The sequence below is a fragment of the Microbacterium sp. CnD16-F genome (assembly GCF_024124465.1).
Taxonomy (GTDB): Bacteria; Actinomycetota; Actinomycetes; order Actinomycetales; family Microbacteriaceae; genus Microbacterium; species Microbacterium gawkjiense.
In genome coordinates, this window is the sequence record NZ_JAMXSA010000011.1 from 55,520 (window position 1) to 69,234 (window position 13,715).

12 protein-coding genes and 2 tRNA genes are annotated in these 13,715 nt (G+C 70.4%); 5 read left to right on the forward strand and 9 right to left on the reverse strand.

The window, feature by feature from the left end; translation table 11 throughout:
- The first annotated feature begins 5 nt into the window (after positions 1 to 5).
- Both NH287_RS05165 and NH287_RS05170 read left to right on the forward strand, forming a co-directional pair.
- Positions 6 to 1,085: a DMT family transporter gene (locus NH287_RS05165; protein WP_064002163.1), complete on the forward strand. Its 1,080-nt coding sequence runs from the start codon at positions 6 to 8 to the stop codon at positions 1,083 to 1,085.
- Positions 1,086 to 1,099: 14 nt separating this feature from the next.
- Positions 1,100 to 1,173: transfer RNA gene (locus tag NH287_RS05170), tRNA-Ile, on the forward strand.
- A gap of 16 nt (positions 1,174 to 1,189) precedes the next feature.
- Here the strand turns inward: NH287_RS05170 and NH287_RS15195 are convergent.
- The gene (locus NH287_RS15195; protein WP_290440358.1) at positions 1,190 to 1,324 is read right to left on the reverse strand and encodes a hypothetical protein; all 135 of its coding nucleotides are present in this window, start codon (positions 1,322 to 1,324) and stop codon (positions 1,190 to 1,192) included.
- Positions 1,325 to 1,524: 200 nt separating this feature from the next.
- Between NH287_RS15195 and NH287_RS05175 the strand changes: the two genes are divergently transcribed.
- Positions 1,525 to 2,028 (forward strand): DUF3145 domain-containing protein, encoded by a 504-nt coding sequence (locus tag NH287_RS05175; protein ID WP_064002159.1) that lies wholly within the window; start codon positions 1,525 to 1,527, stop codon positions 2,026 to 2,028.
- Between the two features lie 170 nt (positions 2,029 to 2,198).
- Here NH287_RS05175 and NH287_RS05180 read toward each other — a convergent pair whose 3' ends face one another.
- From NH287_RS05180 to NH287_RS05215, 8 genes are all read right to left on the reverse strand, one after another.
- Positions 2,199 to 3,437: a beta-ketoacyl synthase gene (locus NH287_RS05180; RefSeq protein WP_253034745.1), complete on the reverse strand. Its 1,239-nt coding sequence runs from the start codon at positions 3,435 to 3,437 to the stop codon at positions 2,199 to 2,201.
- A gap of 50 nt (positions 3,438 to 3,487) precedes the next feature.
- Positions 3,488 to 3,736 carry an acyl carrier protein gene (locus NH287_RS05185; RefSeq protein WP_036308817.1) on the reverse strand — a complete coding sequence of 83 codons (249 nt, stop codon included), beginning with the start codon at positions 3,734 to 3,736 and terminating at the stop codon, positions 3,488 to 3,490.
- A gap of 70 nt (positions 3,737 to 3,806) precedes the next feature.
- Complete coding sequence (locus NH287_RS05190; protein ID WP_253034746.1) at positions 3,807 to 4,808, reverse strand: beta-ketoacyl-ACP synthase III; 1,002 nt, start codon at positions 4,806 to 4,808, stop codon at positions 3,807 to 3,809.
- Positions 4,805 to 5,722 carry an ACP S-malonyltransferase gene (locus NH287_RS05195; RefSeq protein ID WP_253034747.1) on the reverse strand — a complete coding sequence of 306 codons (918 nt, stop codon included), beginning with the start codon at positions 5,720 to 5,722 and terminating at the stop codon, positions 4,805 to 4,807. The genes NH287_RS05190 and NH287_RS05195 overlap by 4 nt, the downstream gene beginning before the upstream one ends.
- An 85-nt stretch (positions 5,723 to 5,807) precedes the next feature.
- Complete coding sequence (locus tag NH287_RS05200; protein WP_253034748.1) at positions 5,808 to 7,010, reverse strand: CdaR family transcriptional regulator; 1,203 nt, start codon at positions 7,008 to 7,010, stop codon at positions 5,808 to 5,810.
- A gap of 8 nt (positions 7,011 to 7,018) precedes the next feature.
- Positions 7,019 to 9,745 carry a pyruvate dehydrogenase (acetyl-transferring), homodimeric type gene (gene aceE, locus NH287_RS05205; RefSeq protein WP_253034749.1) on the reverse strand — a complete coding sequence of 909 codons (2,727 nt, stop codon included), beginning with the start codon at positions 9,743 to 9,745 and terminating at the stop codon, positions 7,019 to 7,021.
- Positions 9,746 to 9,910: 165 nt separating this feature from the next.
- Positions 9,911 to 9,983 (reverse strand) — tRNA-Val (locus NH287_RS05210).
- 45 nt (positions 9,984 to 10,028) lie between these two features.
- Positions 10,029 to 11,510, reverse strand: a complete 1,482-nt coding sequence (locus NH287_RS05215; protein ID WP_253034750.1) for an amino acid permease — start codon at positions 11,508 to 11,510, stop codon at positions 10,029 to 10,031.
- 106 nt (positions 11,511 to 11,616) lie between these two features.
- On the opposite strand from NH287_RS05215, the gene NH287_RS05220 reads away from it, so the two are divergent.
- Together NH287_RS05220 and NH287_RS05225 are read left to right on the forward strand one after the other, a co-directional pair.
- The gene (locus tag NH287_RS05220) at positions 11,617 to 12,348 is read left to right on the forward strand and encodes a zinc ribbon domain-containing protein (RefSeq protein ID WP_217531803.1); all 732 of its coding nucleotides are present in this window, start codon (positions 11,617 to 11,619) and stop codon (positions 12,346 to 12,348) included.
- A partial coding sequence (locus NH287_RS05225) for a bifunctional 3'-5' exonuclease/DNA polymerase (protein WP_253034751.1) occupies positions 12,306 to 13,715 on the forward strand: 1,410 nt, incomplete at its 3' end. The genes NH287_RS05220 and NH287_RS05225, both read left to right, overlap by 43 nt.

Sequence of the window (13,715 nt, forward strand, 5' to 3'; positions counted from 1 at the left end):
GAGGCGTGATTCTCCCCGGGACGCCGATCGACGACCTGACCGACGAGCTCGTCGGCGTCTTCGGGAACCCGGCGATCCTCATCGGCATCCCGCTCGCGATCATCGGCGCGGTGTTCATGTCGTTCGGTGCGCAGTATCAGCACCGCGGCGTGCAGAAGGTCGAGCAGCTCACCGCGCAGGCGGGTGTCTCCGGCCTGACCGGCGGTCAGCTTCTGCGGTTGCTGCGCCGTCCGTCGTGGGTCCTCGGGACCGTCATGCTGGGCCTCGCGATCCTCTGCCAGCTCGCGGCGCTGTCCTTCGCGCCGCTGATCCTCGTACAGCCGATCGGCGCGATCTCGCTCGTCATCACCACGCTGCTCAACGCGCGGGTCAGCGGACACAAGCCGACGCGACGCTCGATCACCTCGATCGCCCTGTGCGTCGGCGGCATCTTCATCTTCGTGACGGTCGCCGCGCTGTACGCGACCGAGCGCCCGATCAGCGACCCGCAGCTGCTGACGGTCCTCTGGATCCTCCTCGGCGTCGTCGTCGTGCTGGGCGTCCTGTGGGTGACCCTCCGCAAGCGGATGCGGGCCCTTTTCTACATCGTCGCGGCCGGCATCGTCTATGGCTTCGTCGCGACCCTCGCGAAGGTCGTCATCAACCGCATCGCCAACGGCGACTTCGAGTGGCTGACGGTCCTGTGCATCGTCGCGCTGCTCGCCGGAACGGCGATGGGCGCCTACTTCGTCCAGACGGCGTACTCGTCGGGCCCGCCGGACCTCGTCATCGCCGGACTCACGGTGATCGACCCGATCGTCGCGATCGTCATCGGCCTCGCCGTCCTCGACGAGGCGAGCGGTGCCCCGTTCTGGGCGTACATCGGGTTCACCGTGGCGGGCGCGCTCGCGATCGTCGGCGTCTTCCAGCTCGCCCGGTACCACCCGCAGGTGATCAGCGACAGCCAGGAGATCCCGATCTCCCGCGGCAGCACCGAGTTCACCGACGGCAAGAAGCCCACGACGGGATCGATCCGGATCACCGAGACCGTCGCGAAGGTCTGGCCGGATCCGCCCGTCAAGGACGAGGAACGACCGAAACGATAGGCTCGTCCTCACAGGGGGCGGTGGCCAAGCTGGTCAAGGCAGCGGGCTCATAACCCGACGATCGTGGGTTCAAGTCCCACCCGCCCTACCGAATCGCTCGTTCCTTAGTCGCCCTCGGTGACCTCGTCGCCGGCGCGCGCCGCGTCGTCCTTCACCTCGTCGCTGACGGCGTCGGTGGGAGGGGCATCGTCGGCGTGGGCGTCGTCGGCATCGCGGGTGTGGGGCGTGTTGTCGCTCATGGTGTTCCTTTCGCGTGGATCTTCAGCGTGCGCTCGTGAGCTCCCGCGTGCCACGGGGTTGACGAACACGCGACGACCTGGTGTTACACGGTTGTGATTCGCGCCCCCGATGGGCGATAATGGCGGCACAACCGGATAGCCGGCCAGCACTCTCCATCAGGTCGTAGGGGAAGACGTACCTGAACGAAACGGAGAGATCGATGGCCACACCTCAGGCGCGCGGAGTGATCTTCATCCACTCCGCGCCACGCGCGCTGTGCCCCCACCTCGAGTGGGCGGCCGGGCGTGCCCTCGGGCACGCCGTCAACTTCGAGTGGGCGGACCAGCCTGTCCTCGACGGCAGCCGACGTGCGGAGTTCTATTGGGAGGGACCCGCCGGCACCGGCGCCGCACTCGCGACCGCCATGCGCGGGTGGGAGCACCTGCGTTACGAGGTGAGCGAGGACCCGACGCCGCGCAGCGACGGCGGCCGGTGGCTGCACACGCCGAGCCTCGGCATCCACTACGCCCAGACGGACTCGGCCGGCAACGTCGTCATCGGCGAGGACCGCCTCCGGTACGCCATGGAGATCGCGGCCGGCGACATCACCGAGCTCCAGCGAGAGCTCGACGTCGCGCTCGGCGTCGCCTGGGACGACGAGCTCGAGCCGTTCCGCCACGCCAGCGACGACGCGCCGGTCGTCTGGCTGCACAAGGTCGGCTGAGACGACGCGTCCCCAGCGGACACTCCACGATCGGACAGGTTTTCAGGCGGGGCAGGAGAGCCTCGACCGGCTTCGGACGGCTTCCCGGAGACCGGGGCGGCCTCGGCCCCGCCTGGATAGAGCGACAGACGCCCCCGGTGGCTTCCCGGGGGCGTCTGTCGTGTGTCGGATCAGACCGAGCGGAACGCGACGACGGCGTTGTGACCGCCGAAGCCGAACGAGTTGCTGATGGCCAGCTGGTCACCGTCGCCGAGCGGCACCGCGTCGCCGGACAGGCGGAACGGCACGGCCGGGTCCGGCTCCGTGATGTTGATCGTCGGGGGAGCGACACGGTCGCGCAGAGCGAGCACCGTGAACATCGCCTCGAGGGCGCCCGTACCGCCCAGCAGGTGGCCCGTGGAGGCCTTCGTGGCCGAGACGGGCATCTCCTCGACACGGTCGCCGAAGACGGACTTCAGTGCGACGTATTCGTTCGGGTCGCCGACCGGGGTGGAGGTCGCGTGCGCGTTGATGTGGGTCACGTCGTCCGGCGCGGCATCCGCCATCTCCAGGGCGAGACGGACGGCGCGCGCGGCGCCGGTGCCCTCGGGGTCGTTGGCGGTGATGTGGTACGAATCCGCCGTGACGCCGCCGCCGACGAGCTCGGCGTAGATCTTGGCGCCGCGCGCCTTGGCGTGCTCCTCGGTCTCGAGGATCAGCACGGCCGCACCCTCGCCCATGATGAAGCCGTCGCGGTCGATGCTGCCGGGACGGGATGCCGTCTCGGGCGAGTCGTTGCGCCGCGAGAGCGCCTGCATCGAGGCGAACGACGCGATCGTGATGGGGTGGATCGCCGATTCGGTACCGCCGGCGATCACGACGTCGGCGAGGCCCGCGCGCATGTGCTCGAGGGCGTTGACGATCGACTCGGTGCTCGACGCGCAGGCGCTCGCGAAGGTGCGGGCGTAGGCGCGGGCACCGAAGTGCAGCGACAGGTTGCCCGCCGCCGCGTTGGGCATGAGCATGGGCACCGTCATCGGCATGACGCGACGCGGCCCCTTCTCGCGCAGGGTGTCCCAGGCATCGAGGAGCGTCCACACGCCGCCGATGCCCGTGGCGAACTCGACGCCGAGGCGCTCAGGGTCGACCTCGGGCGAACCCGCGTCCTCCCAGGCCTCCTTGGCGGCGACCATCGCGAGCTGCGACGACGGGTCGAGTCGCTTGGCGACGGGGCGTTCCAGCACCGTCTCGGGGCGCACCTTCGCCTCGGCGGCGAACGTGACGGGCAGCTGGTACTGCTCGACCCACTCGTGCTCGAGGGTGCGCGCGCCGGACTCTCCGGCGAGGAGGGCGTCCCAGCTCTCGCCGGCGGTTCCGCCGATGGGGGAGGTCGCACCGATGCCGGTGACGAAGATTCGCTTGTTGCTCATGGTTCCCTCGTGCTGCTCCGGTGGGGGCGAACCCCCACCGGACGCGCGGATCAGGCCTGGTTGGACGAGATGTAGGTGACGGCGTCGCCGACGGTCTTGAGGTTCTTGACCTCGTCGTCGGGGATGGTGACGCCGAACTTCTCCTCGGCGTTGACGACGATCGTCATCATCGAGATCGAGTCGATGTCGAGGTCGTCGGTGAACGACTTCTCGAGGGCGACCTCGTCGGACGAGATTCCGGTCTCGTCGGTGATGAGCTCGGCCAGGCCGGCGAGGACCTCGTCGTTGGTGAATGCCATGGGATTTCTCCTTCTGTGGGAATCGGGCCCAGCCGGGCCGGTAGTCAGTTTAGGTGGGGGAGTGCCGTCGTCACGGGAGGACGACGACCTGGGCGCCGAACACGAGTCCGGCTCCGAATCCGATCTGCAGGGCGAGGCCGCCGCTGAGTTCGGGGTGCTCTTCGAGCAGACGGTGCGTCGCCAGCGGAATGGATGCCGCGGAGGTGTTGCCCGTCGTCTCGATGTCTCGACCGATCACGACGGACTCGGGCAGCTTCAGCTGCTTGGCGAACTCGTCGATGATGCGCATGTTGGCCTGGTGCGGCACGAAGGCGGCCAGGTCGTCGGGGGTGATCCCGGCGGCTTCGATGGCCTGCCGTGCGACCTTGACCATCTCCCAGACGGCCCAGCGGAACACCGTCGGGCCCTCCTGACGGAGGGTGGGCCAGGGGGCGAGGCCGTCGCGGAACTCGGTCAGCGTGTGGTTCATGCCCACGGCATCCGCCTTCGAGCCGTCCGAGCCCCAGATGGTCGGACCGATGCCCGGAGTCTCACTCGGTCCGACGACGACCGCGCCCGCGCCGTCGCCCAGGAGGAACGAGATGGAGCGGTCGGTGGGGTCCACGACGTCGCTGAGCTTCTCGGTACCGATGACGACCGCGTAGTGGGCGGCGCCGGCGCGGATGAGGGCATCGGCCTGGGCGACCCCGTAGGCGAAGCCGGCGCAGGCGGCGTTGAGATCGTAGGCGGCCGCCGGGTTCGCGCCCACGCGGTCGGCGACGATCGCCGAGACCGACGGCGTCTGCTTCGGGTTCGAGATCGTCGCGACGATGACGGCGTCGATCTTGTCGGCCGGGATGCCGGAGCGTTCGATCGCCTCGACGGCGGCGTCGGCGGCGAGATCGATCGCCGAGGTGTCGGCATCCGCCCTCACGCGGGTGATGATCCCGGTGCGCTGACGGATCCACTCGTCGCTGGAGTCGATCGGTTCGATCAGGTCCTCGTTGGGGACGGCGTTCTGACCGCGCGCCGCACCGTAGGAGTAGATGCGGGTGTGGGCGACGCCGGTCGGCTGGATCAGCTGGGGGGTCATGCGTTCTCTCCGGTCAGGAGGGCGTTCGCGGCGGCGAGGTCCTCGGGCGTCTTCACCGCAACAGACGGTACGCCGCGCAGCCCGCGCTTGGCGAGTCCGACGAGCGTGCCCGCCGGTGCGAGCTCGATGATCCCGGTCACGCCGTTGTCGGCGAACGAAGCCATGCACAGGTCCCAGCGGACGGGGTTAGCGACCTGCGCGACGAGCAGATCCAGTGCGGCGCGGCCGTCGGTGACGGTGCCGCCGTCGCGGTTGCTCCAGAGCGTGAGAGAGGGGTCGGATGCCGAGACGTCGGCCGCGGCCGACCGCAGCGTGTCGACGGCCGGCGCCATGTACCGCGTGTGGAACGCGCCGGCGACCTGCAGCGGGATGACGCGGCTGCCGCGCGGCGCCTCGGCGGCGAGCTCCGCGAGGGCGGGCAGCGCGCCGGCGGCGACGATCTGACCGCCGCCGTTGTAGTTGGCGGGGGTGAGGTCCAGCTCCTCGAGGCGGCCGAGGACCGTGGCCTCGTCCCCTCCGACGACGGCGCTCATGCCCGTCTCCTCGAGCGCGGCGGCCTCGGCCATCGCGCGGCCGCGGATGCCCACCAGGCGCATACCGTCCTCCTCGGTGAGGACGCCGGCGGCGACGAGCGCCGCGATCTCGCCCACGGAGTGTCCCGCGACACCGTCCGGGCGGTGACCGGCGGCGACGAGCGCGCGCCAGGAGAGCAGGCTCGCGGCGACGATGAGGGGCTGGGCGACCTTGGTGTCGCGGATGCGGTCGGCATCCCACTCGGTTCCGGCGGCGACGAGGTTGACCTCGGCGAACGCGGAGTACTGCTCGAGCAGCTCGCGGGTGCCTTCGGTGTCGAGCCACGGGGTGAGGAACCCGGGGGTCTGCGAACCCTGGCCCGGGAAGACGGCGATGATCACGGTTTCCATCCTTGCAAGTTCGGGTCGGACGTGCTGTCGGTCGGCACACAACAAAGTGCGGATCGTTTGTCTGTGTCGTACAGGATCAGCCGCGGCGCGCCGGGCGTCGGCGGGTCACCTCGGCGCCGATCGAGCCGAGAATCAGCGCCGTCTGGAGGATGAGCGCCTCCCGGGGACCGGTGGCATCCCACCCGATCACGTCCGACACCCGCTTCAGGCGGTACCGCACCGTGTTGGGGTGGACGAAGAGCTCGCGGGCCGTCGCTTCGAGCGAGCGGCCGTTGTCGAGGTAGCTCCACAGCGTCGTGACGAGGTCCGTCGAGTGCGCCTGCAGCGGTCGGTAGATCTTGTCGATGAGGGTGGCCTTCGCGAGCGGGTCACCGGCGAGGGCGCGTTCGGGCAGCAGGTCGTCGGCGTCGACGGGCCGCGGTGCGTGGCGCCAGGACTTCGCCACAGCGAAGCCGGCGAGGGCGGCACGCGCGCTGATGCCGGCATCCAACAGGGCGGGCGCCGTCGGGCCCAGCACGAGATGACCGCTCCCGAACCCCGGTTCGAGACGCGCCGCGATGTCGGTGAACGGGAGCTCCTCGGCATCCTCTCGGCCCGTCTGGTCGGCCCGCCCGATGACGAGCACCAGGCGCGAACCCTGCACACCGATGAGGACGTCCACACCGAGCTTGCGGGCCGTCCGGCGCACCTGGTCGACGTCCAGCTGAGGCGGTGTCGTCCCTACGAGGACGGCGACCTCGCCGTGCCCGTGCCACCCCAGCGCCGCGATGCGGCTCGGCAGCTCCTCGTCGGCCTCGCCCGTCAGGATCGAGTCGACGACGAGCGCCTCGAGGCGGGCATCCCACAGTCCGCGCGCCTCGGCCGCGCGGGCGTAGACGTCCGCAGCCGCGAAGGCGACCTCGCGCGAGTACAGCAGGATGCTCTCGCGCAGCCCGTTGCCGCGTCCCGCGACGCGCTCCTCGGTCGTCTCCACCGTCACGCGGATCAGCTGGAGCGTCTGGGTCAGGCTGATGCTCCGCAGCAACTCGCGGGGAGCGGACGCGAAGATGTCGGCCGCGATCCACGGCGTCGAGTTCGGGTCGTCGTACCAGTCGATGAAGGACGAGATGCCGGACTGCGCGACGAGACCGACGGCCGACCGCCGCCCGGGGGGCATCTCGCCGTACCACGGCAGGGACTCTTCGAGCCTGCGCAGCGTGGTGGTCGCGAGATCACCCGAGATCCGACGGAGCCACGCCAGTGTCTCCGCCTTCTCTTGGGCGGTCGGCCGTTCGGTCATCGCGCGGGTCAGGCTTCGCCGCCCGCGTTGCCGGAGGTGCCGGCGTTGACGTCGTGCAGACGGTACTTCTCGATCGCCTGAGCCGACAGGCCGCGGTCGACGACGCCGTCCTCGGCCAGGGCCTGCAGCGTGCGCACGACGATCGACGGGCCGTCGATCTTGAACTGGCGACGGGCCGCGGCGCGCGTGTCCGAGAAGCCGAAGCCGTCGGCACCGAGCGTCGCGTACCGGCGGGGGATCCACTGGCGGATCTGGTCCTGCACGGCGTGCATGAAATCGCTGACGGCGACGATCGGTCCCTCGGAGTCGCGCAGCTTCTCGGTGACGTAGGCCGTCTTGGGCTCTTCGGTCGGGTGCAGGAAGTTGTGCTCGTCCGCCGCCAGACCGTCACGACGCAGTTCGGTCCAGCTGGTGACCGACCAGACGTCGGCGCTCACGCCCCAGTCCTTCTGCAGCAGCTCCTGCGCCTCGAGCGCCCACGGCAGACCCACGCCCGAGGCGAGGATCTGGGCGCGGTGGCCCTCACCCGACCCGGTCGCGACGCGGTGGATGCCGCGGATGATGCCGTCGACGTCGACATCCTCCGGCTCCTTCGGCTGGACGATCGGCTCGTTGTAGACCGTGATGTAGTACATGACGTTCGGGTCCTCGTGCTCCCCGCCGTACATGCGCTCGAGACCCGACTGCACGATGTGCGCGATCTCGTAGCCGTAGGCCGGGTCGTAGGAGACCGTCGCCGGGTTGGTCGAGGCGAGCAGGTGCGAGTGGCCGTCGGCGTGCTGGAGGCCTTCACCGGTCAGCGTGGTCCGTCCGGCGGTGGCGCCGATGATGAAGCCGCGCGCCATCTGGTCGCCCGCCGCCCACTGGGCGTCGCCCGTGCGCTGGAAGCCGAACATCGAGTAGAAGACATAGACCGGGATGAGCGGTTCGCCGTGCGTCGCGTAGGAGGTGCCGACACCCGTGAAGGCGGCGACGGCGCCGGCCTCGTTGATGCCGACGTGCATGATCTGGCCCTGCGGGCTCTCCTTGTAGGCCAGGAGCAGCTCGCGGTCGACGGACGTGTAGTTCTGTCCGTTCGGGTTGTAGATCTTCGCGGTCGGGAAGTAGGCGTCCATACCGAACGTGCGCGCCTCGTCGGGGATGATCGGCACGATGCGGTGGCCGAAGTCCTTCGTGCGCAGCAGGTCCTTGAGCAGGCGGACGAACGCCATCGTGGTGGCGACCTCCTGCGTGCCCGAGCCCTTCTTCGGCAGCGCGTAGACGCTGTCGTCGGGAAGGCTGATCGCGGTGTGCGTGCTGCGACGCTGCGGGAGCGTGCCGCCCAGCGCGCGACGGCGCTCGACCATGTACTCGATGGTCTCGTCGCCCTCACCCGGGTGGTAGTACGGCGGCTCGTATGGGTTCTCCTCCAGCTGCGCGTCCGTCAGCGGGATGTGCATCTGGTCGCGGAAGAGCTTGAGGTCGTCCAGGGTCATCTTCTTCATCTGGTGCGTCGCGTTGCGCCCCTCGAAGTGCGGACCGAGGCCGTATCCCTTGACCGTCTTGGCGAGGATGACGGTGGGCTGGCCCTTGTGCTCGACGGCGGCCTTGTACGCCGCGAAGACCTTGCGGTAGTCGTGCCCGCCGCGCTTGAGGTTCCAGATCTGCTCGTCGGAGTAGTCCTTGACGAGGGCGGCGGCGCGCTCGTCGCGGCCGAAGAAGTGCTCGCGGACGTACGCGCCGTTCTCGGCCTTGTACGTCTGGAAGTCGCCGTCCGGAGTGCTGTTCATGAGGTTCAGCAGGGCGCCGTCGGTGTCGCGGGAGAGCAGGTCGTCCCACTCGCGGCCCCAGACGACCTTGATGACGTTCCAGCCGGCGCCGCGGAAGAAGCTCTCGAGCTCCTGCACGATCTTGCCGTTGCCGCGCACCGGGCCGTCGAGTCGCTGCAGGTTGCAGTTGACGACGAAGGTGAGGTTGTCGAGGCCCTCGTTCGCCGCGACCTGCAGCTGACCGCGGCTCTCGACCTCGTCCATCTCGCCGTCGCCGAGGAAGGCCCAGACGTGCGAGTCGGAGAGGTCCTTGATCCCGCGGTTGGTGAGGTACTTGTTCGTCATCGCCTGGTAGATGGCGTTGATCGGACCGAGACCCATCGACACGGTCGGGAACTGCCAGTAGTCCGGCATGAGACGCGGGTGCGGGTACGACGGCAGACCGTGGGGGGCAGCGGATGCCTCCTGGCGGAAGCCGTCGAGCTGCTGGCTCGTGAGCCCGCCCTCGAGGAAGGAGCGGGCGTACATGCCGGGGGAGGCGTGGCCCTGGAAGAAGACCTGGTCGCCGCCGCTGGAGTGGTCGGGGCCGCGGAAGAAGTGGTTGAAACCGACTTCGTAGAGAGCCGCCGACGAGGCGTAGGTCGAGATGTGACCGCCGACGCCGATGCCGGGACGCTGAGCGCGGTGCACCGTCAACGCGGCGTTCCAGCGGATCCAGCGGCGGTAGCGACGCTCGATCTCTTCGTCACCGGGGAACTCGGGCTCGCTGTCTGCCGGGATCGTGTTGATGTAGTCCGTGGTGGGGACCTGCGGGACATTCAAGTGCAGTTCGCGCGAGCTCTGCAGCAGGCTCAGCATGATCTCGCGGCCGCGGCCGGCGCCCCGGGCGTCGACGAGCTGGCGCAGGGATTCCTGCCACTCCGACGTCTCTTCCGGGTCGCTGTCCTGCGGGCCCTGCGAGTACGGATCCTGATCGTTGACAGTCACAAGAGGCCTTTCGTCGCCTGGCAGATCGTGCCAGGAAGGAGGGTTCGAGCGAGGGCGCGCTTGTTCGCCGCGCACAACTCGCTTGTCCTCAGCCTACCCATTGCGCCCGGCGGCGTTCGCCGTTCGAGACGGCGAGATGAGACAGCGGAGGGCGGATGCCGGGAGTGGGCCCTGCCGGGATCGAACCGACGACATCCACGGTGTAAACGTGGCGCTCTACCAGCTGAGCTAAAGGCCCTGACGGACCGAGTCTACGGGCGGGAGCCGCAGGCCCGGTGCGCCGTCACTGCGCGGTCGGCGCGGTGTAGAGGTCGCCGCCCTTCGCCAGCCGCGAGTGCCGGCGCGAGTACGCGAAGTAGATGACGAAGCCGAGCGCGAGCCAGATGAGGAAGCGCAGCCAGGTCTCGACCGTGAGGTTCAGCATCAGGTAGATGCAGACGACGGCCGACAGGGCGGGCAGCCACGGGTTCAGCGGCACGCGGAAACCGCGCGGCAGGTCGGGGCGACGCCGGCGCAGCACGATGACCCCGACGGAGACGAGGACGAACGCCGACAGCGTGCCGATGTTCACCATCTCCTCCAGCACGCCGACGGGGGTGAGCCCCGCGACCACGGCGACGATGACCGTCACGATGATCGAGATCACCCACGGGGTCCGGAAGCGGGGGTGCACCTTCGCGAGTCCGCGGGGCAGGAGCGCGTCGCGCGACATCGCGAAGATGATGCGGCTCGCGCCGATCATGAGCGTCAGGACGACCGTCGTGAGCCCCGCGACGGCGCCGGCGGAGATGACGGTGGCCATCCAGGTCTGGCCGTGGAAGGCGAAGGCGTTCGCGAGCGCGGCGGCCGGGTCGAGGTCCTGGTACGGCACCATGCCGGTGACGACGAGGGCGACGGCGCCGTAGAGGATCGTGCAGATGACGAGCGAGGCGATGATGCCGATCGGGAGGTCGCGCTGCGGGCGCTTGGTCTCCTCGGCCGTCGTGGCGACGACGTCGAACCCGATGTAGGCGAAGAAGACGAGCGCGGCGCCGGCGAAGATCCCGCCCACGCCGAAGGCGGTCGGCTCGATGCCGGAGAAGAACTGCAGGAGGGGCTGCGTGAGTCCCGACGCCGTCTCGCGTGGCGCGGCATCCGGGATGAAGGGGGAGTAGTTCGCGGGGTTCACGAACAGGAGGCCGGCGATGATCACGAAGAGGACGATGAAGAGCTTGACCGCGACGAGGACGAGGTTGACGCGCAGGGATTCCCGGATGCCGAGGGTGATGAGCACACCGAGAACGACGACGAGCAGCACGGCCATCACGTCGACGGTCCCGCCGTAGCCGATGGCCGCGGGGATCGGTGCGCCGAGCTGTTCCATCAGCGACCCGAGGTAGGCGCTCCACCCCTGCGCCACGACGCTCGCTCCGAGGAACATCTCGAGGATGAGGTCCCACCCGATGATCCAGGCGAAGAGCTCGCCGAGGGAGGCGTAGGAGAAGGTGTACGCCGATCCCGACACCGGGACGGTCGAGGCGAACTCGGCGTAGCACATGGCGGCCAGGCCGCACGCGATGGCCGCGACGACGAAGCTGATGACGATCGCGGGCCCGGCGACCTCGTGCGCGGCGCGCCCGGTCAGGGTGAAGATGCCGGCGCCGATGACGACACCGACGCCGAAGACGGTGAGGTCGAGCGCGGACAGCGACTTCTTGAGCCGGAACTCCGGCTCCTCGGTGTCGGCGATCGACTGTTCGACCGTCTTGGTGCGCAGCATGCTCATGCTGATCTCCTCCCGCGCGATTCCGGCACGTCATGCTAGTGCGTTGCGGCATCCCGCTCGTCGCCGACGCCCCGGCGGTCCGTCGGCCGAGGGTAGGTTGGAGGGCGTGAAAGCCAGCTTCGCCGACCAGCGCCGCCTCCTCGATCTCGCCGACGCGGACCTCGCCGCGCAGCAGGCGGATCACGCTCGCCGCAACCCCGCGCAGGCCGCCCGCGTGAAGGAGCTGCTCGCCGAGCGCGCGACGCACTCGGCCGAGCTCACCCGTCGACTCGGTGCCCGTGACGACGCGAAGGCGGAGCTCGCCCGCATCCAGTCCGACGTCGCCGTCGTCGACGCCCGGACCGCCCGCGACAACGAGCGGCTCGCGTCGACGTCGAGCGCGAAGGACGCGCAGGGGCTCGAGCACGAGATCGCCTCGCTCGCCAAGCGCAAGTCCGACCTCGAGGACGCCGAGCTCGAGGTCATGGAGCGCCTCGAGGAGGCGGAGGCCGCGGTCGCGGCCCAGGAGGCGCTCATCGCCTCGGTCAATGAGGAGGGTGCCCGCCTGAGCGCCGAGGCCAAGGAGGTCGTGGCCGACGCGACCGCCCGCCACGAGGCCGCCACGCGTGACCGCGCCGCGATCGCGGCGAGCCTGCCGGCCGACCTGGTCGCGATGTACGACCGCCTCGCGGCGCGGGGCGTCGGCGCCGGTCTCCTGCAGCACCGCACCTGCGGCGGGTGCCGCATGGTGCTGTCGGGGACCGACCTGAACACCGTCCGCGCGGCGGCCGAGGACGACGTCGTCACGTGTCCCGAGTGCGGCTGCATCCTCGTCCGCGGCGAGGACTCCGGGCTCTGACCGTCCCGGGCGCCTCCGCCGGGGACGCCGTCCCCTGGATCGTGGTGGGGGCCATCGGCGACGGTGTCGCCCTCGTCCCCGTCGCCGCCGACGGATCACGCGGCGACACGACCCGCCTCGACAGGCGCGACTTCGCCGATCGGGTGCGGCGCACGGAGGGCACCACCCGCTGGGTGTGGAGCGACACGACCGCCTGGTACCCGGCCCTCCTCGCGGGAGGCGTCCGCGTCGCGCGGTGCCACGACCTGCGCCTCGCGCACGCGATCCTGCGCGACAGCGCCCGTGCGGTGGCAGCGGACCGCCTGCGCTCCGCGACGGAGTGGGATGCCGCGGCATCCGTCGCCGATGACGGCCCGAGCGCGCTCTTCGACATCGATCCGGGCACGCGCGAGGTGCCCCACGACCTGGACTCGGCCCTGGCGGAGTTCGAGCGTCAGCGCGAGGTGATCGCCGCGAGCGCGGCGGGGCTGCGCCTGCTGGTGGCCGCGGAATCGGTCGGAGCCCTCGTCGCGACCGAGATGCACGCGGCGGGCGTGCCCTGGGACGCGGAGGTGCACGACGGGATCCTGACCGGGATGCTGGGGCCCCGGGAACCCGCCGGACGCCTGCCCGCGCGCATCGAGGCGCTCGGCGCCGAGGTCCGTGCGCTCCTCGGCGACCCCGGTGTCAGCCTCGACTCGCAGCCGAAGCTCCTGCGCGCGCTCCACCGCGTGGGGGTCGCGGCGGCGTCGACCAGCAAGTGGGAGCTGCGCGAGTACGACCATCCGGTGATCGCGCCGCTGCTGGAGTACAAGCGCCTCATGCGTCTGTTCACCGCGAACGGCTGGGCCTGGCGCGACGAGTGGGCACCCGACGGCCGGTTCCGCCCGGTGTACGTGCCGGGCGGCGTGGTTACGGGACGGTGGGCGTCGTCCGGCGGAGGTGCGCTTCAGATGCCGCGTCAGCTGCGCCCCGCGGTGCGGGCCGACCCCGGGTGGTCGCTCGTGGTCGCCGACGTGGCGCAGCTCGAACCGCGGGTGCTCGCCGCGATGTCGCGGGATGCCGCCTTGGCCGAGAGCGCGCGGGACACCGACCTGTACGAGGGCATCGTCTCGCGCGGCGTCGTGAGCACCCGGTCCGAGGCGAAGTTCGCGCTGCTCGGGGCGATGTACGGCGCGACGACGGGGGACAGCGGGCGACTCGTGCCGGCCTTCCGCCGCGCCTACCCGCGCGCCATGGGGCTCGTCGACGACGCCGCGCGAGTCGGCGAGGAGGGCGGGGTCGTCTCGACGTGGCTCGGGCGCAGCAGCCCGCCGCCGTCGCCGGGCTGGCGAGCGCTGCAGGGGAGCGCGGGGGAGCTCGAGGCGACCGAGGCCGACAGGACGCGC